The organism is Dyella sp. BiH032, assembly GCF_031954525.1.
In the GTDB taxonomy this organism is placed as follows: Bacteria; Pseudomonadota; Gammaproteobacteria; order Xanthomonadales; family Rhodanobacteraceae; genus Dyella_D.
Genome location: NZ_CP134867.1, coordinates 985,685 through 1,006,320, shown reverse-complemented (window position 1 = coordinate 1,006,320; position 20,636 = coordinate 985,685). Strand labels below are relative to the sequence as shown.

The window sequence follows — 20,636 nt, the reverse complement described above, 5'->3', positions numbered from 1 at the left end:
TCCTGCTATAGTTCCGCGCATGAGCACGCCCGCCCCGTTCAACGATCCCGTCAAGCAGGAAATCGCCGCGCTGGGCGAGCAGGTCGACCGCCTGCTGGATCTGGTGCGCCGGCTCAGCGAGGAAAACCGCAGCCTGCGGCACAGCCAGGAACAACTGGCCAGCGAGCGTGCCGGCCTGATGGCGCGCAACGAACAGGCGCGCAGTCGCGTCGAGGCGATGATCCAGCGCCTGAAGGCACTTGAGAACAACGGCTGAGCACCCAGATGACCACCTCCAGTGAACCGGTCGCGCTGCGGCTGATCGATCGCGAATTCCTGATCGCCTGCGCCCCGGAAGAACGGGAGGGCTTGCTGGAATCGGCCGCCTACCTCGACCGCAAGATGCGGGAACTGCGCGCCAACGCCCGCACGCCCGGCTTCGACCGCCTGGCTGTCCTGGCAGCCATCAGCATCACCCACGAGTTCCTGGCCTTGCGCAAGCAACACAGCGGGCAGGATCAGAGCGTGGGCGATTCCCTGGCCGCCATGCGACAGAAGCTTGAAGCGGCACTGGACGCGCAACTAAAATAGCCCTCGGCGTTTTCTGCGGTGTGCGCCAGCACACTCTTACATTTGCCTTGTTCCTAAATACGGCCCCGGGTCGGCTTTTCATCGGCTGTTGTGCATGTCCGCTGCGTGCGGAAAGCCTTGAGGCCATGTAGCCCTCCCACCTGATCCATCGTGGATCAAGGTCGTTTGGTGGGCAGCGGCATCGCGGTTGACGCCACCTTTTTTACCGCTACGGCCGAGCTTGTTCCGACATCGGCCGGGCCCGCGGAACCGCCCGCAGCACCCGCTGCGGGCGTTCTCTTGAGGAGATGCCTCGACGTGGACGCCACCGCCCAGCGCCGCGAGCTACGCCAACGGCTGGCCGAACGCCGCCGGACGCTCTCCCCGCCCGAGCGCATGGCCGCCGCCCAGGGGCTGCGCCGCAGCCTCGAGCAGCTGCCCGAATACCACACGGACCTGCGCGTCGCCGGTTACTGGGCGACCAATGGCGAGCTGCCGCTGAACCTCGCGATCCCGCCTCTGGCCACCCGAGGCCAGCAATTCATGCTGCCGGTGGTCGGCGAGGGCACGCGCCTGCGCTTTGCCCCCTGGCAGGCCGGCGAGGACGTACAGCCCAACCGTTACGGCATCCCGGAACCGGTGGCGCCCGCGGAACTGTTCGAGCCCTTCCAGCTCGATCTGGTGCTGCTGCCCCTGCTGGCGTTCGATCGCCGCGGCCACCGCCTTGGCTACGGCGGCGGGTATTACGACCGCAGCTTCGCTTTCCTCAAGGACCAGGTCCGTCCCACTGAGCCCCTATTGGTCGGCATCGGCTACGCCTTTCAGGAGCTGCCGGAGATCGACGAGGCGGCATGGGACGTGCCGCTGGACTACATCGCCACCGACCAGGAACTGATCGACTGCCACGCCGCCGGCCAGGATGGCGAAGGAGACGCGCGCGCATGAATCACTGGCTGATGAAGTCCGAGCCGGACACATTCTCCATCGACGACCTCAAGCGTAAGGGCAAGGAAGCCTGGGATGGCGTGCGCAACTACCAGGCGCGCAATTACATGCGCGACGGCATGCGCAAGGGCGACAAGGTGTTTTTCTACCACTCGAACTGCACCGAGCCCGGAATCGTCGGTGTTGCGGAAGTGGTGACCGAAGCCTATCCGGACCCCACGCAGTTCGACCCCAAGAGCAAGTACTTCGATCCGGCCAGCTCGCGCGACAATCCGCGCTGGATGCTAGTGGAGGTGAAGTTCGCGAAGAAGCTCAAGCGCACGATCACGCTGAAGGAACTGCAAGCCGACCCTGCGCTGTCCGACATGCCGCTCGTGCGCAAGGGCAACCGTCTTTCGGTCATGCCGGTGAGCGCCGCGGAATGGCGGCACGTCCTCTCGCTCGAATGATTTCTCCTCCCGTTCCGGAACCCATCGCATCATGAGCAACGAAAAACGCCTGGCGGGCGAAGCCGCCATCCGCTACGTCGAGGACGGCAGCATCGTCGGCGTAGGCACCGGCTCCACTGTGGCGTTCTTCATCGACGCGCTGGCGGACCTGAAGGACCGCATCCAAGGCGCCGTGTCCAGCTCTGAACAGTCGACTGCACAACTCAAGCGCCTGGGCATTCCGGTGCTCGACCTCAACGCGACCGGCCCGCTGTCGCTCTACGTGGATGGCGCGGACGAGTGCGATCCGTACAAGCGCCTGATCAAGGGCGGCGGCGCCGCGCTGACCCGCGAGAAGATCATCGCGGCAGCGAGCGACAAGTTCGTGTGCATCATCGATTCGAGCAAGCGCGTGGAACTGCTCGGCAAGTTTCCGTTGCCGATCGAAGTGATCCCGATGGCGCGCAGCTACGTGGGTCGCGAGATCGCCAAGCGTGGCGGCAACCCTGTGTGGCGCGACGGCGTGACCACCGACAATGGCAATTGGGTGATCGACGTGCACGGCTGGCAGATCGCCGATCCGGTCGCGCTGGAAAAAGACCTCAACCAGATTCCCGGCGTCGTCACCGTGGGCCTGTTCGCGCAACGTCCAGCGGATGTCGTGCTGATCGGCGACCGCGTGATGTGAATCCGCTGGTGGGCCGCGTCCACACGGGGACGCGGCCTCCCTTTCAGTGGATCGCCGCCTTGCTCATGGCCACGTGCGCCGCGAATGCACCCGATACGGCATCGCCGGCTTTCGCGTTATTGAGCAGCGCGCCGTAAACGGCATTCAGTTCGGACTGCAGCTGCTTCTTTGCCGTAGCGCTGAGCGCGCCGTTTCTGCCGGGGCCGCCCATCGGCACGATCACATCCCACAGCGCCGGATTGCGCAGCGCTGCCAGTGCGGCGATGCCGTATTTCTCCACCAGCCCTTCCAGGGTCAGGGCCTGCCTCTTCTGCGTAGCCATGTTCGCCTCCTTGTCGCGCCCGATGCGCGGTGGCGGGCACGCAAGCTACGCCGCTGCGCGCCAGCTCACAGCTAGCCAAGGGCGATAGGCCGTATTGCCGCGACCGAACGGCGCCACCATTCTGCGAATGTGCGCGGCGTCACGGTTAGCTTTCGGTAATCGGCGGCATATGAATCGGCTGCGCGGACATGAAACAACAGGCGATTTCAGCGCCAGGCGCCATAGCGAGGTCCAGCCGCAGGACCGACGCTACTTGAGCGTTTTCGCGCCGCCGCGTTGCGCGAACGGCGCCAGCTTGTCGGCCTCTTTGACGAATACGTCGCTGAAGCTTTTCGACGCGCTCTTGCCATCGCCCACCACATGACCCAGGGCGTCATGCACGCGATTGGCGCCGCTGCCACCGTGCAGTTCGCGGCCACGCTCGGCAAGCATCAGCGTGCCCATCTTGTTGACCCATTTCTGGCCTTTGTCCGTGAGGCCGGCCTGTGCGAAGGACTTCTGCGCCTCTTCATTGTTTCCGCCCACCAGATGCTGGAATCCCTGCGCAATGTGGGACCGGCGCTGGTCGAGCGGGAGGTCCGAGGCCCAGTAGGTCTTGCCCTTGTTGGTGGCATTCGCCAAGCGCTTGTCGAGCTTGGGCGCGAGATCGGGATAGTCATAGACTTTGCTGACGCGTCCGTTGGATACGGCAGCGATGTCATTGCCGACATGCAGCGAATGCACGTCGCTGGCGCCTTCCTTGTAGACCACTTGCCGGTTCACCAGCTTCACTTCCTTGCGGATCGTCTCGATGCTCTCGCCCCTTTCGCGCTTTTCGCGGACGGCCTTGGATTTGTCGAGAATCGGCGACAGCTCCTCGTTCAATCGCGTGAAGTCGAGCCTGTGAAGCTTTTGCACCGCTTCCTTCGTGCGCTTGCCGGGGATGCCCACGCCACCATGCATGTTGATCGTGGGCTGCTTATAGCCAAGTTCGACGGCCTTGCGGTATTCCGCGGCCGGCATTTTTCCTTCGCTTCGAAGCGACTTGCGAGGCGCCTTGATGTCGTCGAATTTCTTCGACGGAATGACCTTGCGCTTTTCCCCACGCGGACTCCCGCTGGGCTTGTCCGCCTTCGTCCTGCCCACGGCCCACCCCCGATCCAGACGGCGGGAGGCTGATACGCCCCAGACGGGGTGTCAAGCTGACGAAACGTGTGGCCTGATCTGGACTTAAGAGCGTGGCGATCAGGAAAGCAAAGCCCCTCGACACGAAAGGGCCCTGTTGCCGTGAGGCCATGGCGCACACCTCTCGCGATCCTTATCGGCGAACGGATACGCAAAAGAAAAGCCCCTGGAGTTCCAGGGGCTTTTCAAGGTTGGCTGGGAGACTAGGATTCGAACCTAGATAAACGGAGTCAGAGTCCGTTGTCCTACCGTTAGACGATCTCCCAACATCTTGCCGATACGAAATGCTCTGACCAACTGGCTTCGTATCGTTGAAGCGAAAATCCGGGCGGATTTTAGCGCTTCGAGAACTGCGTGGCGCGACGTGCCTTGTGCAGACCGACCTTCTTACGCTCGACCTCACGGGCATCGCGGGTCACGAAGCCGGCCTTGCGAAGCTGGGTCTTCAGGCTTTCGTCGTACTCGATCAGCGCACGGGCGATGCCCAGGCGGATCGCACCAGCCTGACCTGTGATGCCGCCACCGGCAACGGTGACGTTCACGTCGAACTTGTCGGTCGCCTCGATCAACTCCAGCGGCTGGCGCACGATCATGCGCGAGGTCTCGCGACCGAAGAACTGGTCGAGCGTCTTGCCATTGACAGTGATCGCGCCGGTGCCCTTGCGCAGGAACACGCGAGCGGCGGAGGTCTTGCGGCGGCCGGTGCCGTAATTCTGCTGGATCGCCATGATGATTCCTTAGATTTCCAGCGCCTGCGGCTGCTGTGCGGTGTGCGGATGCTCGGCGCCGCCGTAGACCTTGAGCTTGCGGTACATGGCGCGACCCAGCGGGTTCTTCGGCAGCATGCCCTTCACGGCGATCTCGATGACGCGCTCGGGATGGGTGGCCAGCATGTCCTTCAGACTGGTGGTCTTCAGGTTGCCGACGTAGCCGGTGAAACGGTGGTACATCTTGTCGTCCAGCTTGGCACCGGTGACAGCCACCTTCTCGGCGTTGATCACGACGATGTAGTCGCCGGTATCGACGTGCGGGGTGAACTCCGGCTTGTGCTTGCCGCGCAGGCGACGGGCGATCTCGGTCGAGAGACGACCGAGCGTCTTGTCCGTGGCATCGATCACGAACCAGTCGCGCTTGACGCTTTCCGGCTTGGCGCTGAACGTTTTCATTTCGGAATACCTAGTCTGCCGCCACTCGGGCGGTTGGCATAATCGGCGGTGCAAAGGCGCGAGATGATAGCGGAGCTTGCATCGATCGCGCAAGCCCACCGACCGGCGGGCTGCGAGCTGGCGATGATAGCATGACGTTCATGCTCGATGAAAAGCCCCCCATGCGCATCGCGGCACTGGCCGACCAGTGCGTGCAGTGCGGCCTGTGCCTGCCCGTCTGCCCCACTTACGCGCTGGACCGCAATGAAGCCGAATCGCCCCGGGGGCGCATCGCCATCGCCGCCGCGTTGGCGAAGGACCAGGCCGAGCCTTCGGCCGCACTGCGCGAGCATCTGGATCACTGCCTGGGTTGCCTGAGCTGCGAAAAGGTATGTCCCGCTCACGTCCGTTATGGTGAGCTGCTGGTCGAGACGCGAGCCTTGCTGGGCCCATCGCCGCAGCGGCCGTCGCGGGAGATCGCGCTGATCCGCGCACCGGCGCGGTGGCGGCGATGGCGCCGTGTCCTGGGCCGGCTCGGATTTGCACGCTGGAAACGCGGGTTCGCGGCGTTGCTGCCAGCTTCCGCCCCGATGCGCAGTGCGCTGGCCTTGTGGCCAGCGACTCCGCAACCGCCCTCCTCCTCCGCACCAGCCACCCCGGAAACCACGACTGACGTCGCCGCGGAGACGGTGGCCATCTTTCCCGGATGCATCGCCAGCGTGGAGGACGCAGACGCGCAACGCGCCGCCGCGACCTTGCTGCGCGCCGCCGGCTACCGCGTCGTCGAACTGCCGGCCTTCTGCTGCGGAGCCATGGATCTGCACGGAGGCGCCACCGCCGACGCGGACCGCGCTGCCGAGCAGGTCCGCGCGGCCTGGTGCACGGCCGGGGCCAACCACCTGGTCACGGTCACGCCGGGCTGCGTCGGCACGCTCCGCCACGCCTTGCCGGACGTGAGCATCAGCGACCCCGCAACCCTCCTTGCGCCACGCGCGGACCGCCTGTCATTCCGTTCTTTGCAGGCTCGCGTCGCCGTTCACCTGCCCTGCACGCAGAGCAACGTGACGCGCAGCGACGCCGCGCTTCTCGCCCTGCTCGGGCGCATTCCCGGCCTTGAGATCACCACGCTCGCCAAACCGCCACACTGCTGCGGCGCGGCCGGCACCCACGTGCTGGAGTTCCCGGAACGCGCGGCACGCCTGCGCGACGAGACCCTGCGGCAGGTCGCCACGTTGGCGCCGCAAATCCTGTTGTCGTCCAATATCGGTTGCCGGCTGCATCTTGCCGCGGGCATGGAACAGGACGGCGCACGCTGGCCGCACCAGCACCCGCTCGTCCTGCTCGCGCAGCAACTGGAAGCCTGACGGAGGCCCCCGATGAATGTCCGCACCTTGTCCCCCCTCGATCGCCTCCTGATCGGTCTGGAGCGCGCCCTCGAAACGGTCGCCGGCCATCCTGAAGCCGCGCGCCCGACGCCCGCGGCAGGCGTCGAAGAGGCCGAGATGGATGAAGCCGAACGCCGGCACGCCGCAGGCCTGATGCGCATCAACCACACCGGCGAGGTCTGCGCCCAGGCGCTCTACGACGGCCAGGCCGCCCTGGCACGCACCGATGCAAACCGCGAGCACCTGCTGCACGCCGCTGCCGAGGAAACCGACCATCTCGCCTGGTGCGCCGACCGCCTGAAAGAGCTGGACAGCCGCCCCAGCCTGCTGAACCCGCTCTGGTACGCCGGCAGCTACGCTATCGGCGCGCTCGCCGCGCTGGCGGGCGATCCGGTCAGCCTCGGCTTCGTGGTCGAGACCGAACGCCAGGTCGAGGCTCATCTGCAGGAACACCTGGAAACCCTGCCACCGCAGGACCAGCGCTCGCGCGCCGTGCTGTCGCAGATGCAGGAAGACGAAGTGCGCCACGCCGACAACGCGAAAGCCCGCGGCGGCATCGATCTGCCCTTCCCGATCCCCGGGCTGATGCACCTCAGCTCGATGGTAATGAAGAAGGTGGCCTACCGGATCTGACCGCCCTGTCCGGCCCAAACAAAAAACCCGCCTTTCGGCGGGTTTTTTGTTTACATCAGGTTGCGCCCATGGAAGAGCTCTTCGATCTCCCGGCGCAACAGCGACTCGATCCGCTGGCGCTCCTTGAAGGAGAGATCGTCCGCATGCGCCTCGAACAAATACGTGTCGAGGTCGAAGTCCTTGATGTGCATCTTCGTGTGGAACATGTTTTCCTGGTACACGTTGACGTCGAACATCTCGTACTTCTGGCGGATGTGCTTGGCCAGATAGTCCTGCACCGAGTTGATCTTGTGGTCGATGAAGTGCTTCTTGCCCTTCACGTCGCGGGTGAAGCCGCGCACGCGGTAGTCGGCGATCACGATGTCCGACTCGAAGCTGTCGATCAGGTAGTTCAGCGCCTTCAGCGGGGAAATAACGCCGCAGGTGGCCACGTCGATGTCCGCGCGGAAGGTCGCGATGCCGTTGTGCGGATGCGTTTCCGGATACGTGTGGACGGTGATGTGGCTCTTGTCCATGTGCGCCACCACGGCACCGGAAATGGTGTCGCGGCCGAGCTTCTCGACCACCGGCTCCTCGGAGATCAGGATGGTCACCGACGCGCCCTGCGGGTCATAGTCCTGGCGGGCGATGTTGAGGATGTTCGCGCCGATGATCTCCGCAACGTCCGTCAGGATCTGCGTGAGACGGTCGGCGTCGTACTGTTCGTCGATGTACTCGATGTAGCGCTGGCGCTGTTCTTCCGACACCGCATAGCAGATGTCGTAGATGTTGAAGCTCAGGGCTTTGGTCAAATTGTTGAAGCCCTGCAGGCGCAGGCGCGGGAGTGGTTTCACCACAGCGACTCTCCATGGCCGGGGTTCGGCCAGCAGCAGAGGCGGGTTAGCGACAAGGGTCCCCGCTGGAAAATACGACGCGAATGCCTAAGCCTCCGCGACCCTTGTGACCGGCCGGCGACAGCGCCGTGACCGAAAGATCGTGAAGTATGCGGCAAAATATGGAAAAACTGAACCTTGGCAGGCCCCGCTGGTTTGCCATAATGCCGCGGGGTCTCATTAGAGAAAGAACCGAAGTCCGGCCGCCGCCCTCACGGGCCTGGCGGCCGCCGCCCTACCAAGCTGGGACTGATCGTGGCGCAACTCAAATATCAACTCCAACAAGCTTTTGAACGCTCCCAGGCTCCTGCCAGCTTCGCCCCCGACCCGGCGTCCATGGAGCGCTTCCTCGCCCTCTGCCACCGCCGGCGCTACCCCGGCAAAACGGCCATCATCCGCCCCGGCGACCCGGCCAACACCCTTTACTACATCGTCGACGGCTCCCTCGCGGTCTGCACCGAGGACGAGCAGGGCCGCGAGCTCATCCTGGCCTACCTGAGCCGGGGCCAGTTCATCGGCGAGATGGGCCTGTTCGTGGAACAGGCACAGCGCGAGTCGATGGTGCGCACCCGCACCCCCTGCGAAATGGCCGAGATCAGTTACGAGCGCCTGTTTCATCTGATGGAAGGCCCGCTGCGGGAGGAATGCCCGAAGATCCTCTTCGCCATCGGCTCGCAGCTCACCCACCGCCTGCTGCGCACGTCCCGCCAGGTCAGCCGCATGGCCTTCATGGACGTCACCAACCGCATCTCCCGCACCCTGCTGGACCTGTGCCAGGAGCCGGATGCCATGAGCCATCCGGACGGCACCCAGATCCGCATCTCCCGCCAGGAGGTCAGCCGCATCGTGGGCTGCTCCCGCGAGATGGTGGGCCGCGTGCTCAAGCAGCTGGAGGAGCAGGGCATGATCGACGTGGCCGGCAAGACCATCGTGGTCCGCGGCACGCGCTGAACACCCGCGGTAACGGATGACGAAGACCCGGCTCCGGCCGGGTCTTCGCATTTCTGGGCATCGTCAGCCGGCCAGCCGTTCCGCCGGCGGCCGGTAGATCATGTACACATCGGCCCGCTCGTAATGCGAGCCCGCGCGGATGCCGGGCTGCAGCTCGAAGCCCGCCTGCTCGTACATGCGCAGCGCCGTCCTGAGGCGGCTGTTGGACTCCAGGAACAGCTCCCGGCCACCGCGACGGTGGAACTCGGCAATGGCTGCGTCCAGCAGCTTCCGCCCCGCACCCAGGCCCTGGAAGCTTTCGTCCACCGACATCTTCGAGAGTTCGTACACGCCCGGCGATTCCTGCAACAGCGCACAGGTGCCGATCGCCTGCCCGCCCAGCGTCGCGAACAGCAGGGCCCCGCCCGGTGCGAGCACGTAGCGCTCGGGGTCGGAGAGCATTTGCCGGTCGATGTCCTCTAATCGGAAATACCGCTCCAGCCATTGGGCATTGAGCCGATAGAAGTCGGCGGCGAACGCTGGCTCGTAAGGCACGATTTCCAGCGGCTGCGCGCGCAGCGCCGCATGTTCGGACAGGATCGCCGGCACGATGGGGCGTGCCTTCAGCGCTTCCTCGCACGCGTCAATCGCCGCCAGCAGGCGATGCCCGTCCTCGCCCAGCGAGATGCCCACGCCACGCCGGATGGCCTGCCAGACCGGCCCCAGGCTACCCAGCGCACGGCGCGCGTCGTCGGTGAGGGCCAGGACGCTGCGCCGCCCATCCTGGGGATCGCGTTCGCGGCGGACCATGCCCGCCCCTTCCAACTTGTCCACCAGCTGGCTCACGGCCGAATGGGTCTGGCCGATCGCGGCCGCCACCTCGCCCACCGTGCCCGGGCCGCTTTCCCACAGGTAGCGCATCACGGGAAACCACCGCGATTCGATGGGCGCGCCGCAGGACCGGTACACCTCGTCGGCCGCGGCATAGAACTGGTCGCTGAGCGCCTTCAGGCGGCTGCCGAGCGCCAGTTCGGCAAGCGTGGAGAGATACATGAGCGTCGATCTCAAGGAAATTGCGTAAGGGCTAACATAATCGCGCCCTCCCCGGCCTCACAAGACCCCCCGCATTGAGAATGCCGCGACCATCCGCCGCGCCCCGCTGTCACCCTCTCTGGACGTTTTTTGACCTAGCGTGGGGTTTTGAAGGCGGCAGGCTGGCGGGATGGTTTGGAGCGAATTCTTCAGTTTCGCGCTGGTCGGGCTGCTGGCCCAGCTGGTCGACGGTGCGCTCGGCATGGCTTACGGCCTCGTGTCCAGCTCCATCCTCCTGGCCATGGGCCTGCCTCCGGCCGTGGCCAGCGCCACTGTCCACACCGCCGAAGTGATGACCACCGGCGCGTCCGCCGCCTCCCATGCCTGGTTCGGCAACGTGCGCTGGCGGCTGTTCCGCCAGCTGGCGATTCCCGGCGCGATCGGCGGCATCCTGGGCGCCACGGTGCTGGCGAACGTGCCGGGCGAGATCATTCGCCCGTACGTCAACATCTACTTGCTGATCCTCGGGGTGATGGTGCTGCTGCGCGCCCTCGGCAAGCGGCTCAGCCGGCACCAGGTGCACCACAACGGCGTCCTCGGCTTCGTGGCCGGCCTGTTGGATTCGATCGGCGGCGGCGGCTGGGGCCCGCTGGCGACCAGCACGCTGATCGCCCGCGGCGGCGCCGTGAGGGGCACCATCGGCTCGGTCAATGCGGCGGAGTTCGTGGTCACCGTCTGCGTGGCGGCCACGCTGGCGTTCCACATCGGCATCCAGCACTGGAGCATCGTGCTCGGACTGCTCGCCGGCGGCGTGATCGCCGCGCCGGTCGCCGCATGGCTGGTGCGCCACCTGCCGGAGAAAGCCGTGATGATCGCCGTGGGCACGCTGATCGTGCTGATCAGCGCCGGCCAGCTCCTGCATCGCTGGCTCAGCTGAAGGGTTACGCGCCCGCAACCGTTCGACTCAAAACCATTCGACGCGGCTCACGCTGCGTCCCAGCACTTTCTCCAGCCGCTTGCAGGTCTTCGGGGTGCCGTTGACCAGCACCGCCTCGCCTGCGCTCTTGAGCATCGGGATGTCGGCCAGCGAGTCGCTGTAGGCCAGCTGCCACGCGGCGACGCCGTGCGCCGCCAGCCGTTCCAGCTTGCGCCGGCCGACGTTGTGGAACTTCACCCGCATGCCGAGGAGACCTGGCCGGCACTCCGAGGCAAGCACCTCCACTCCCTCAAGCCCCAGCTGGTCGAGGATGCCCTGGACCACCGCGCGCTCGCAGCCCGTCACCACGATCACGCGGTCGCCCGCGGCCTGGTGCCGGCGCAGGGCTTGCAGGCCGTCTCGGTAGAACTGCCTCGGCCGGCGCACCAGGGCCGCGGCGAACGCTTGCGCCTCGGCGGCGTAGCGACGCTCGCCGACACCCAGCAGGCTCACGTGCACCAGCGTGCGCACGGCCAGGCGCCAGGAAATGGGCCAGACCAGCAGCAGCCACGGCAAAGCCGTCAGCGCCAGCAGCTTGCGCAGCGGCGAGCGCGCGTAGCGCTCCTTGATGAACTGCCGGAAGCTGTCGCCCTGGAACAGCACGCCGTCGAAATCGAACAGCACCACCCGCGGCGCCATGGCTTCCATGCCCGCCGTCGCCGGCAAGGTCTTGTCTTCTTCCCCTGTGAACATCATGGCCTTAGAGCCTGTTCATGACCTTCCCATGCCCCGCGCCGGGACCGGTTTGCGCGCAGGACAAGGAAGAGCGAAGGAGTGTACGTCCGTACACGACTGAGCGATGACGCGGCCCTGGGCGCAAACCGACCCGGCGGCGCAGAGGGTTGTATGGGAAGGCCATGAACAGGCTCTTACTGGGTGGCGAACAGCCGCTTGAGTTCGGCGCCCGGATCCTGGACGCGCATGAACGCCTCGCCGACCAGGAACGCATTGATACCGGCGTCGCGCAGGCGCTCGACGTCATCCGGCGTATGGATGCCCGACTCGGCGACCAGGATGCGGTCGTAGTCCATCAGCTCCTGCAGTTCGATGGACGTGTCGAGCGTGGTTTCGAAGGTACGCAGGTTGCGGTTGTTCACGCCGATCAGGCGCACCGGCAGCGCCTGCGCGCGCTCCAGTTCTTCCGCGTCGTGCACTTCGCACAGCACGTCCAGGTCCAGCTCGGAGGCCAGCAGCGAAAGCTCCAGCAATGCCGCGTCGTCCAGCGCCGCGGCAATCAGCAGGATGCAGTCCGCGCCGATCGCGCGCGCTTCATAGACCTGATAAGGGTCGATGACGAAATCCTTGCGCAGCACCGGCAGCAAACAGGCGTCGCGGGCCTGGCGCAGGAACTCCTCGCTGCCCTGGAAGAAGTCCTTGTCGGTCAGCACCGAGAGGCAGGCCGCACCGGCCTGCTCGTAGCTGCGCGCGATCTTGGCCGGATCGAAGTCCGCGCGGATCACGCCCTTGCTGGGACTGGCCTTCTTCACCTCGGCGATCACCGCCGGCAGACCGGCCTCGATCTTGGCCTCGATGGCGTCGGCGAAGGCCCGCGTCTCGGGCAGGTCGGCCAGGCGGGCCTTGAGTTCCGCCAGCGGAAGCTTCGCGCTGCGCTCGGTGATCTCTTCCGTCTTGCGCGTCAGGATGCGTTGCAGGATGTCGGTCATGAGTCGGCCTGGGGATGCGTAGCAGGGTCGTGGAGCGTGCCGTGGGGGAACCGTGCCGGGCGAGACCAAGAGTACACGTCCCGGCGCCGAGCCGCGCGCGCACCGATTCGCCTAGGGCGATCGGCCTAGCCGTCCGCGAGCCGGCGGGTGGCCGCCACGAAGGCGTCCATTTTTGCACGGGCCGCGCCGCTGGCAATGGTGGCCCGCGCCAGCTCGATACCCCCGTCGATGTCCCGGACCACGTCCGCCGCATACAGCGCGGCGCCTGCGTTGAGACATACGATGTCGTGCGGCACGCCGCGACGCCCTTCCAGCGCCTCGATCAGCATGGCGCGCGACTCCGACGCATTCTCCACGCGCAGGTTGCGGCTGGACGCCATGGCCAGGCCGAAGTCCTCCGGCTCCACCTCGTACTCGCGCACCTCGCCGTTGCGCAGCTCGCCCACCAGCGTCGCCGCGCCCAGCGACAGTTCGTCCATGCCGTCCCGGCCCCACACCACCAGCGCGTGCTTCGCGCCCAGCTGCTGCAGCACGCGCACCTGGATGCCGACCAGGTCGGGATGGAACACGCCCATCAGGATGTTCTGCGCGCCGGCGGGATTGGTGAGCGGCCCCAGGATGTTGAACAAGGTGCGCACGCCCATTTCCTTGCGCACCGGCGCGACGACCTTCATCGCCGGATGATGGTTCGGCGCGAACATGAAGCCGATGTCCGTCTCCACCATGCACTGCGCCACCTTGGCCGGCGGCAGGTCGATGGACGCGCCCAGTGCCTCCAGCACGTCCGCGCTGCCGGACTTCGACGACACGCTGCGCCCGCCGTGCTTGGCCACGCGCGCGCCCGCCGCGGCGGCGACGAACATCGACGCGGTGGAGATATTGAAACTCGACGCCCCATCGCCGCCCGTGCCCACGATATCCAGGAAGTGCGGATGCGCCGGCACCTCCACCTTGGCGGACAGCTCGCGCATCACGCGCGCCGCGCCGGTGATCTCGCCGATGGTTTCCTTCTTCACGCGCAGGCCGGTGATGATCGCCGCGGTCATCAGCGGGCTCACCTCGCCGCGCATGATCTGCCGCATCAGCTCGATCATTTCGTCGTGGAAGATCTCGCGATGCTCGATCGTCCGCTGCAGGGCTTCCTGCGGCGTGATCATGATGTTCCGCCCCGCTCCGTTCATGCGGCGAGCTTCAGCGGCAGGCCCAGGAAATTGCGCAACAGATCGTGCCCGTGCTGGGTGAGGATCGACTCCGGATGGAACTGCACGCCCTCGATCGCCAGCGTCTTGTGCCGCAGGCCCATGATCTCGTCGATCGATCCGTCCGCGTTTTCCGTCCAGGCAGTCACTTCCAGACAGTCCGGCAGCGAGGACTGCTCCACCACCAGCGAGTGGTAGCGCGTGGCCTCGAACGGGTCCGGCAGTCCGGCGAACACGCCCTGGCCGCGATGGCGCACCGGCGAGGTCTTGCCATGCATGATCTGTTTGGCGCGGATCACCTTGCCGCCGAACGCCTGTCCGATCGCCTGATGCCCCAGGCATACGCCGAACACCGGCACCTCGCCCGCCAGCTCGCGCAACACGTCGAGCGACACGCCCGCATCGTCCGGCGTGCCCGGCCCGGGCGAGATCATGATGTGGGAAGGCCGCAATGCGCGGATGCCGGCCACGTCCAGCGCGTCATTGCGCACCACCTTCACCTCCTGTCCCAGCTCGCCCAGGTACTGCACGAGGTTGAAGGTAAAGCTGTCGTAGTTGTCGATCATCAGCAGCATAAGCAACCCAAAAGCATTGATTTGCAAGGAAATATGAAGCAAGACCCAGAGCCGGAGCGCTCATCGGCGCGCCTTGCGGGACCCAGGGCGGGAATGACGGGCCACAGGATAGCGTGCGGCGCAGCATCACCGGAAATACGCCGGCCGGATCGGCGCCCTGCCGCAAAACAGAAGAGCCCGCCATGGCGGGCTCTTCGAAGCACGTTCGGGCGCGCGACTACATCGACGTGAACAGCTTCGACCCCAGATCCTTGCTGAAATCGGTCATCGCCAGGTCGTATGCCTGTGCGATGTTGCGCTCCGTGCCGGTCTGCACGATATGCGCGCCATAGCCTTTCACGTGGATGGTGCGGCCTCCCTCCTGGCCCGTGATGGTGATGTCCGCTTCCACCCACGCCTTCATCTGCTGTGTCCAGGTCAACGCGCGTCCGAAATTGAACGGCATGTAGCACCAGAACTCCTTGACTTGCACGCTCATACGCGGCGTACCGGCTGGCGCATCCGCCGCGCTCACCACGCGGTAGCCGCGTTCGCTCAGCGCGTCGGCAAGCAGGTCGCGCGTCTCGTCCATCACCGTCCTCTCATGCGCCGCCACGAGCATCACCGGGCCATGGGGACTGCCGGCGATGACCCGGGCTCGTCCGGCTTCGCCGAGCTGCTTGAGGTAGTCGGAGTCGATCCGCGCGGTGCTGCTGTCCGGCAGCTTCGAAAAGTCCCTCGCGTCTTTGATTTCCTCGATCACGATCGGCTTGCCAGCGGAGACCAGCTGGCCTTGTTTGGCCCGGTCCAGTTCCACCGGCTTCAAGGTCAGGCTGCATCCGCTCAAGGCCAGCATGGCTGCCAGCGCCATCCAAATCCGCATGTGTTTTCCCCTGTGCATGTCGCGGATGCGCAGTATCCCAAAAATGCCATGTCGACCGCCCCGCGACATGGCCGGCGCCAATGCGCCGGCACGCTTCTCAGGTCCGCCCGCGCGGCGCCAGCATCGCCGCCGTCAACCCCGCATCCTGCAGATGCCCCGGCAAGGGCCGCCCCAGCACCAGGCTCGCGCAGGCTTCGCCCATCGCCGCGCTGGTCTGGATACCGTAGCCGCCTTGGGCGGCCACCCAGAAGAAGCCCGGCGCATCCGGCGCGAAACCGCCGACCAGGTCGCCGTCGGCGACGAAGGAGCGCAGGCCCGCCCAGGTCCGCGTGGGCCGCCTGATCTGCATCGTCGTCGCCTCTTCGATCCGGTAGATGCCCATGGCGATGTCCAGCTCCTCCGGCTGCACGTCGTGCGGCGGAACGGGGTCGGCATTGGCCGCCGAACCGAGCAGGAGGCCGGCGTCGGGTTTGAAGTAGAACGTCTCGTCGGCATCGATCACGAACGGCCAGCGCGCCACATCCACGCCCTGCGGCCCGTCGAACAGGAAAGCCGAGCGCCGGCGCGGCTCGATACCCAAAGGCGCCACGCCAGCCAGCGCGGCTACCTGGTCGACCCAGGCGCCCGCGGCGTTGAGGACGACCGGCGCGCGGTAAGTCGTCTCGCCGGTATCGACGTACCAGTGCCCCGGTCCGCGCTCGATCGCGGCGATCTCCACGCCGGTGCACAACTGACCGCCGCGGGCGCGCAGAGCGCGCAGGAATCCCTGGTGCAGCTCGTTCACGTCGATGTCGGCCGCGCCCGGTTCGTACAAGCCGATGCGCGCTGCTTCGGGGCGCAGCACCGGCACCATCGAGCGTGCCTGCTCGCCCGACAGCAGCGCGAGATCGGGCGTATGCGGCAGCATCGCATCGCGCATGGCTATGACAGCCCCGGCCTTCGCGTCGTCGCCGATGATCAAGGTGCCGCGCGGCGTCAGGATGGGATGGCTGGCGAAACCTTCCGGAGGCTGCTGCAGGAACGGCCGCGTGGCGCGCGTCAGTGCGCGCACCTGAGCCGAGCCATAGGTCTCCGAGAAGAGCGCCGCCGAACGCCCCGTGGCGTGCATGCCCGCATGCGCCTCGCGCTCCAGCACCACGACGCGCGCGTGCGGCGCCAGGAAATAGGCAGCCGACGCACCGGCCATGCCGGCGCCGATCACCACCGCGTCGACATCCACTACCGGACTCATGCTTCCTCCACCACCGCATCCGCCGCCGACTGCCTCGCCACCACGCAGGTGGCGGTGAGGTCGGCGGTGACGTTGCCGAGGGTCGCCAGCGCATCCGGCAGCGTGTCCACCGCCAGCATCAGCCCCAGCGGCCCCACCGGCACGCCCATCGCCTGCGCCACCGGCAGGTTCGTCGCCATGAAACTGACCTGCCCAGGCAAGCCTACCGACCCGAGGCTGATCACCACCGCCAGCAGCGCGCCGACCACCAGTTGCGCCACACCCAGGTCCATACCGAAGGCCCAGGCGATGAAGCATGCGGAAGTCACGTACTGCACTGGGCTGGTCAGGCGAAACAAACTCACCGCCATCGGCAGCACCAGCGCGTTCACATGCGTGGGATAGCCCAGCCGTGCGCTCGCGCTTTCGAGCATAGCCGGCATCGAGGCCAGCGACGACTGCGTGCTCAACGCCACCACCTGCGGCGGCGCGAGCGCGGCGATGAAACGACGCGGCCGCTCGCCGCCCCACAGCACCGCGACCGGCAGCATCAGCGCCGTCACGGCCAGATAAAGCATGCATTCCACGAGCACGTAGATGCCCAGCGCGCCGAGCATGTGCAGGCCCGCACGCGCGCAGACCGCCAGGATCAACGCGAACACGCCGGCCGGCGCCGCCCACAGCACCCAGCGCACCACCACGATCATCGCGTCGGCGATGGCCTGGAAGAAATTCACCACCAAGGCGCGGCGCGCCGCCTCGATACGCGTCAACGCGAAGCCAAAGAACAGCGCGAACACCACCAGCGGCAGCATCGCACTCTGCGCCGCCGCCATGATCGCGTTGCTCGGCACCACGCCATTGAACCAGTCCGCCCAACCCATCGGCGCCACCGTGGAAGCGGGGCCCGCCACTGTCTTGCCCAGCGCGGCGGCGAGCGCCGGATTGCGCGGGAACAGCGCGAAGATCGCCGGCGCAGCAAACGCGGCCAGCAGCGCCCCCGCAACCAAGATCACCACGAACACGCCGATCGCCCGCCGCGCCACCCGTCCCGACGCAGCAGCGTCGGACGCGGTATTCACGCCCACCACGATCAGCGCCAGCACCAGCGGCACCACGGTCATCTGCAAGGCGTTCAGCCAGAGTCGCCCCAGCGGCTGCGCGATATCGGCCACGCGCACCGCGACGTCCGGATGAATGGCATCCAGCGCCAGCCCCAGCAACGCACCGGCCGCCAGGCCGGTCAGCACGCGCGCGGTCGGGCTCATGGCGCCACGTCCTGCGACGGCAGGTGCCAATCGCCGCGCAGGTGCACGTAGGCGTCACGCGGCAGCAAGGCGAACACCGGGTGTTCCTCCGGCTTGAGCCAGCCGAGCAGGCGCCGCATCGCGGCCTCGTCCATCGCCGTGCAGCCGGCCGTGGTATCGGTCGGCGAACTCCACAGATGCGCGAAGATGCAGGAACCGGCGCCGGGCTTGCCGTCCGGATTGTGTTCGATGACGAAACCCAGCTTGTAGCGCTGATCCCCGTTCGCATGGAGATCCCGCCGCATCGGCTCGGTCGAGCCGGCCACGGCCTGCGCGCCCACCTCGCGCTCGTCGACGATGCGGTTGTAGAGCGCCGAGCCGTCCACGTCGATGCAGTAGTCGGAAACCTGCAATGCGCGGTACGACATGGAAGTCGGCGATTGCTCCGCGTAGCCGAAGGCCTGTCCGATGCGGAACACGCCCGCTGCGCTGCGCCCGTCGCCCTCGCGCTTCACCGGGCCGTCCGTCCGTGGCGCCTGCAAGCCCACACCCCACGCCGAACCCGCGCGACCGATCGTCACCGGCACGGCATCCGCCACCGGCCGCCAATCGTCGCCCACGCGTTCGTAGGCGCGCAGACGTCCATGGTCGGCGTTCCAGTCGTCGGTCACCACCAGTACCAGCTGATGCGCGTCGCGCCACGCTGCCGCCTCTTGGGGACGGATGGCGTGGGTCGAACAGCCCGCGAGCAGTCCCGCCAGCAGCACGCCAGGGATCGAACGCGGAAACAAGGATCGGAAGGCGTGGATCATGCGGGCCTGCGCAGCGAAGGGCCGGTCAGGGTTCCAGCAGCAGCTGGAGCCGTTCCAGATTAGCGAGCAGCTGCGCGTGCCGGCGCTCGTCGCCTTCGCACAGCCGGATGAACAGACCGTCAAGCAGATGCTGCAGGGCGGACTGGTAGACGATCGATTGCACGTACGGCTGCTCGTCGTGCGCCGACACCAGCAGCGCCAGGTCGGCCAGCGCGCGCAACGGGTTGGAGGTGTGCCGCGTCACCGTGACCAGACGGCCATGCTGCTCGCGGAACAGCCGGCCCATCTTGCACAGCGCCGGATGATTGCCGTGCTCGGAGAAGATCAGCAGCACATCGCCTTTGCCGCCCGAAGAAATGCTCGCCATCATCCGGGCGACATCGAAGCTCTGCACGGTGGGAATGCCGAGCATCGACAGCTTGAGCGCGAAACCGCGCGAATAGATGTCGTCCTCGCCCACGCCGATCACGAACACCTTGCCGGCCGCGGCCAGCGCATCGACCGTGCCGCCCAGCACGTCCGGCGGGTTGATCAGCCGCGTGGCTTCTTCCGCTTCCGACTTGCGCCGCCATAAGCTGGTGGCCAGCGGCTCTTCCTCGCTGCCGGTCACCTCGCGTGCGGCCACGGCCGTTTCGCCGTTGTCGGCGCGCGCGATCGCCTCGCCCACCGAGTACTTCAGGTCCGGGTAGCCCTTGAAGCCCAGCTTCTGGGTGAACTTCACCACGCTGGACTGGCTGATGCCCAAGGCATTGGCCAGCTGCTGCGACGAGTAGTCGCGCAGCAGTTGCGCGTTCTCCAGGATGAAGTCGGCGATGCGCCGCTCCACCGCGGACATCTGGTCCCGTTCGGAGCGGATCTTGACCAGGGGCGACATGTCAGCCCTCGAGCGGCTCGAGGCCGCGGATCTCGCGGATGCCCAGTCCCGGCGCGTCGGTCACCGAGATCTCCGATTCGTTGAAGATCACCCCACCGTCGACCGGGTTGTACTGGCACAGCGACGGGCCGTCGAGGTCCACCTTGGTGATCACGTCGGCCTTGGCCACCGCCACATGCACGGCCGCGGCCACGCTGATGCTGGTCTCCAGCATGCAGCCGATCATGCAATCGATGCCGTGCAATCCCGCGATGTCCGCGATGCGAATGGCGTTGGAAATGCCGCCGGTCTTCATCAGCTTGATATTGATGATGTCCGCCGCACGCAGGCGGATGAGCTCGATCACTTCCATCGGGCCGAACACGCTCTCGTCGGCCATGACGGGCGTGTGCACGCGCTCGGTGACATAGCGCATGCCTTCCAGGTCGCGCGCCTTCACCGGCTGCTCGACCAGTTCCAGCTTCACGCCGGCATCCTCCAGCGTCTGCAGCGCGTACACCGCCTGTTTCGCCGTCCAGCCCTGGTTGGCGTCCAGGCGCAGCAAGGCACGGTCCTCCACCGCCGCATAGATCGCCTTGACGCGTTCGATGTCCACGCCGATGTCCTTGCCCACCTTGATCTTCAGCGATTCGAAGCCGCGCTCCACCGCGCTGATCGAATCGGCCACCATCTTGTCGATGTAGTCCACGCTGATGGTGATGTCGGTGGTGATCACCGGGTCGCCGCCGCCCAGCAGCTTGTACAGCGGTGCGCCGTAGAGCTGGCCCCACAGGTCGTACACGGCGATCTCGACCGCCGCCTTCGCGCTGGTGTTCTTCTCCATGGAAGACTGGATCAGCTGGGTGATCCGGTTGAGATCGGCGATCTCCTGCCCGAGCAGGCGCGGCGCGATGTAATGGCGGATCGCGTCGACGATCGAACCGTGCGTGTCGCCGGTGATCACCGCGGTGGCCGGCGCCTCGCCATAGCCGATGTGGCCGGTGTCGGTATGCACCATCACCACGATGTCCTCGACGCGCTCGACTGTGCGCAGGGCCGTCTTGAAGGGAGTCTTCAGCGGCACACGCAGCATGCCGAACCGGATGTCGGTGATTTTCATGGAGGTCCGTCTGTCCGTTGTTCTG

General features: G+C 66.4%; 25 protein-coding genes, 1 tRNA gene and 1 other RNA gene. 10 read left to right on the top strand and 17 right to left on the bottom strand.

The features are described 5' to 3' along the window. Positions 1–19 precede the first annotated feature (19 nt). The 6 genes from RKE25_RS04425 (at position 20) to rpiA (ending at position 2,610) form a co-directional block, all read left to right on the top strand. A complete protein-coding gene (locus RKE25_RS04425; protein WP_311841052.1) occupies positions 20–256 on the top strand; it encodes a TIGR02449 family protein in 237 nt (78 codons plus the stop codon). Positions 257–264: 8 nt separating this feature from the next. Beyond that, the gene (locus RKE25_RS04420) at positions 265–570 is read left to right on the top strand and encodes a cell division protein ZapA (protein ID WP_311841051.1); all 306 of its coding nucleotides are present in this window, start codon (positions 265–267) and stop codon (positions 568–570) included. A 7-nt stretch (positions 571–577) separates the two neighbouring features. After that, positions 578–764, top strand: a non-coding RNA gene (gene ssrS / locus RKE25_RS04415) — 6S RNA. Between the two features lie 103 nt (positions 765–867). Then, positions 868–1,494, top strand: coding sequence for a 5-formyltetrahydrofolate cyclo-ligase (locus RKE25_RS04410; protein ID WP_311841050.1), 627 nt, complete (start codon positions 868–870; stop codon positions 1,492–1,494). After that, positions 1,491–1,943, top strand: coding sequence for an EVE domain-containing protein (locus tag RKE25_RS04405; protein ID WP_311841049.1), 453 nt, complete (start codon positions 1,491–1,493; stop codon positions 1,941–1,943). The genes RKE25_RS04410 and RKE25_RS04405 overlap by 4 nt, the downstream gene beginning before the upstream one ends. 31 nt (positions 1,944–1,974) lie before the next feature. After that, complete coding sequence (gene rpiA, locus RKE25_RS04400; protein WP_311841048.1) at positions 1,975–2,610, top strand: ribose-5-phosphate isomerase RpiA; 636 nt, start codon at positions 1,975–1,977, stop codon at positions 2,608–2,610. A 43-nt stretch (positions 2,611–2,653) separates the two neighbouring features. On the opposite strand, the gene RKE25_RS04395 is transcribed toward rpiA, so the two are convergent. From RKE25_RS04395 to rplM, 5 genes are all read right to left on the bottom strand, one after another. Continuing rightward, positions 2,654–2,932 carry a hypothetical protein gene (locus RKE25_RS04395; protein ID WP_311841047.1) on the bottom strand — a complete coding sequence of 93 codons (279 nt, stop codon included), beginning with the start codon at positions 2,930–2,932 and terminating at the stop codon, positions 2,654–2,656. A 249-nt stretch (positions 2,933–3,181) separates the two neighbouring features. Continuing rightward, entirely contained in the window at positions 3,182–4,057 is an 876-nt protein-coding gene (locus RKE25_RS04390) for a hypothetical protein (RefSeq protein ID WP_311841046.1), read from the bottom strand. Between the two features lie 231 nt (positions 4,058–4,288). Beyond that, positions 4,289–4,362, bottom strand: a tRNA-Gln gene (locus RKE25_RS04385). A 69-nt stretch (positions 4,363–4,431) separates the two neighbouring features. After that, positions 4,432–4,824, bottom strand: coding sequence for a 30S ribosomal protein S9 (rpsI, locus tag RKE25_RS04380; RefSeq protein WP_311841045.1), 393 nt, complete (start codon positions 4,822–4,824; stop codon positions 4,432–4,434). Between the two features lie 9 nt (positions 4,825–4,833). Then, the gene (gene rplM, locus RKE25_RS04375; RefSeq protein WP_311841044.1) at positions 4,834–5,262 is read right to left on the bottom strand and encodes a 50S ribosomal protein L13; all 429 of its coding nucleotides are present in this window, start codon (positions 5,260–5,262) and stop codon (positions 4,834–4,836) included. Positions 5,263–5,393: 131 nt separating this feature from the next. On the opposite strand from rplM, the gene RKE25_RS04370 reads away from it, so the two are divergent. Both RKE25_RS04370 and coq7 read left to right on the top strand, forming a co-directional pair. Then, the gene (locus RKE25_RS04370) at positions 5,394–6,605 is read left to right on the top strand and encodes a (Fe-S)-binding protein (protein WP_311841043.1); all 1,212 of its coding nucleotides are present in this window, start codon (positions 5,394–5,396) and stop codon (positions 6,603–6,605) included. Between the two features lie 12 nt (positions 6,606–6,617). Further along, positions 6,618–7,259: a 2-polyprenyl-3-methyl-6-methoxy-1,4-benzoquinone monooxygenase gene (coq7, locus tag RKE25_RS04365; RefSeq protein WP_311841042.1), complete on the top strand. Its 642-nt coding sequence runs from the start codon at positions 6,618–6,620 to the stop codon at positions 7,257–7,259. A gap of 50 nt (positions 7,260–7,309) precedes the next feature. Here coq7 and speD read toward each other — a convergent pair whose 3' ends face one another. Then, the gene (gene speD / locus RKE25_RS04360) at positions 7,310–8,095 is read right to left on the bottom strand and encodes an adenosylmethionine decarboxylase (RefSeq protein WP_026633844.1); all 786 of its coding nucleotides are present in this window, start codon (positions 8,093–8,095) and stop codon (positions 7,310–7,312) included. 285 nt (positions 8,096–8,380) lie between these two features. On the opposite strand from speD, the gene crp reads away from it, so the two are divergent. Next, the gene (crp, locus tag RKE25_RS04355; protein WP_311842327.1) at positions 8,381–9,082 is read left to right on the top strand and encodes a cAMP-activated global transcriptional regulator CRP; all 702 of its coding nucleotides are present in this window, start codon (positions 8,381–8,383) and stop codon (positions 9,080–9,082) included. Between the two features lie 63 nt (positions 9,083–9,145). Here the strand turns inward: crp and RKE25_RS04350 are convergent, their stop codons facing one another. Further along, entirely contained in the window at positions 9,146–10,129 is a 984-nt protein-coding gene (locus RKE25_RS04350) for a helix-turn-helix domain-containing GNAT family N-acetyltransferase (protein ID WP_311841041.1), read from the bottom strand. A 154-nt stretch (positions 10,130–10,283) separates the two neighbouring features. On the opposite strand from RKE25_RS04350, the gene RKE25_RS04345 reads away from it, so the two are divergent. Next, entirely contained in the window at positions 10,284–11,030 is a 747-nt protein-coding gene (locus RKE25_RS04345) for a sulfite exporter TauE/SafE family protein (RefSeq protein ID WP_311841040.1), read from the top strand. A gap of 27 nt (positions 11,031–11,057) precedes the next feature. Here RKE25_RS04345 and RKE25_RS04340 read toward each other — a convergent pair whose 3' ends face one another. The 10 genes from RKE25_RS04340 to RKE25_RS04295 form a co-directional block, all read right to left on the bottom strand. Next, positions 11,058–11,762 carry an HAD family hydrolase gene (locus tag RKE25_RS04340; protein ID WP_311842326.1) on the bottom strand — a complete coding sequence of 235 codons (705 nt, stop codon included), beginning with the start codon at positions 11,760–11,762 and terminating at the stop codon, positions 11,058–11,060. 176 nt (positions 11,763–11,938) lie between these two features. Continuing rightward, positions 11,939–12,733: an indole-3-glycerol phosphate synthase TrpC gene (gene trpC / locus RKE25_RS04335; RefSeq protein ID WP_311841039.1), complete on the bottom strand. Its 795-nt coding sequence runs from the start codon at positions 12,731–12,733 to the stop codon at positions 11,939–11,941. A 125-nt stretch (positions 12,734–12,858) separates the two neighbouring features. Beyond that, complete coding sequence (gene trpD, locus RKE25_RS04330) at positions 12,859–13,893, bottom strand: anthranilate phosphoribosyltransferase (protein ID WP_311842325.1); 1,035 nt, start codon at positions 13,891–13,893, stop codon at positions 12,859–12,861. A gap of 17 nt (positions 13,894–13,910) precedes the next feature. Further along, positions 13,911–14,507, bottom strand: coding sequence for an aminodeoxychorismate/anthranilate synthase component II (locus tag RKE25_RS04325; RefSeq protein WP_311841038.1), 597 nt, complete (start codon positions 14,505–14,507; stop codon positions 13,911–13,913). A gap of 217 nt (positions 14,508–14,724) precedes the next feature. Continuing rightward, positions 14,725–15,369, bottom strand: a complete 645-nt coding sequence (locus tag RKE25_RS04320) for a hypothetical protein (RefSeq protein WP_311841037.1) — start codon at positions 15,367–15,369, stop codon at positions 14,725–14,727. Between the two features lie 97 nt (positions 15,370–15,466). After that, complete coding sequence (locus RKE25_RS04315) at positions 15,467–16,600, bottom strand: FAD-dependent oxidoreductase (RefSeq protein ID WP_311841036.1); 1,134 nt, start codon at positions 16,598–16,600, stop codon at positions 15,467–15,469. Next, entirely contained in the window at positions 16,597–17,847 is a 1,251-nt protein-coding gene (locus RKE25_RS04310) for a dicarboxylate/amino acid:cation symporter (RefSeq protein WP_311841035.1), read from the bottom strand. Before RKE25_RS04310 ends, RKE25_RS04315 begins: the two co-directional genes overlap by 4 nt. Continuing rightward, on the bottom strand, positions 17,844–18,638 hold the full coding sequence (locus RKE25_RS04305) for a hypothetical protein (protein WP_311841034.1): 795 nt from the start codon (positions 18,636–18,638) through the stop codon (positions 17,844–17,846). Before RKE25_RS04305 ends, RKE25_RS04310 begins: the two co-directional genes overlap by 4 nt. Positions 18,639–18,663: 25 nt before the next feature. Further along, positions 18,664–19,512: a MurR/RpiR family transcriptional regulator gene (locus tag RKE25_RS04300; RefSeq protein ID WP_311841033.1), complete on the bottom strand. Its 849-nt coding sequence runs from the start codon at positions 19,510–19,512 to the stop codon at positions 18,664–18,666. 1 nt (position 19,513) lies between these two features. After that, positions 19,514–20,611, bottom strand: coding sequence for a dipeptide epimerase (locus RKE25_RS04295; RefSeq protein ID WP_311841032.1), 1,098 nt, complete (start codon positions 20,609–20,611; stop codon positions 19,514–19,516). Positions 20,612–20,636: the final 25 nt, after the last annotated feature.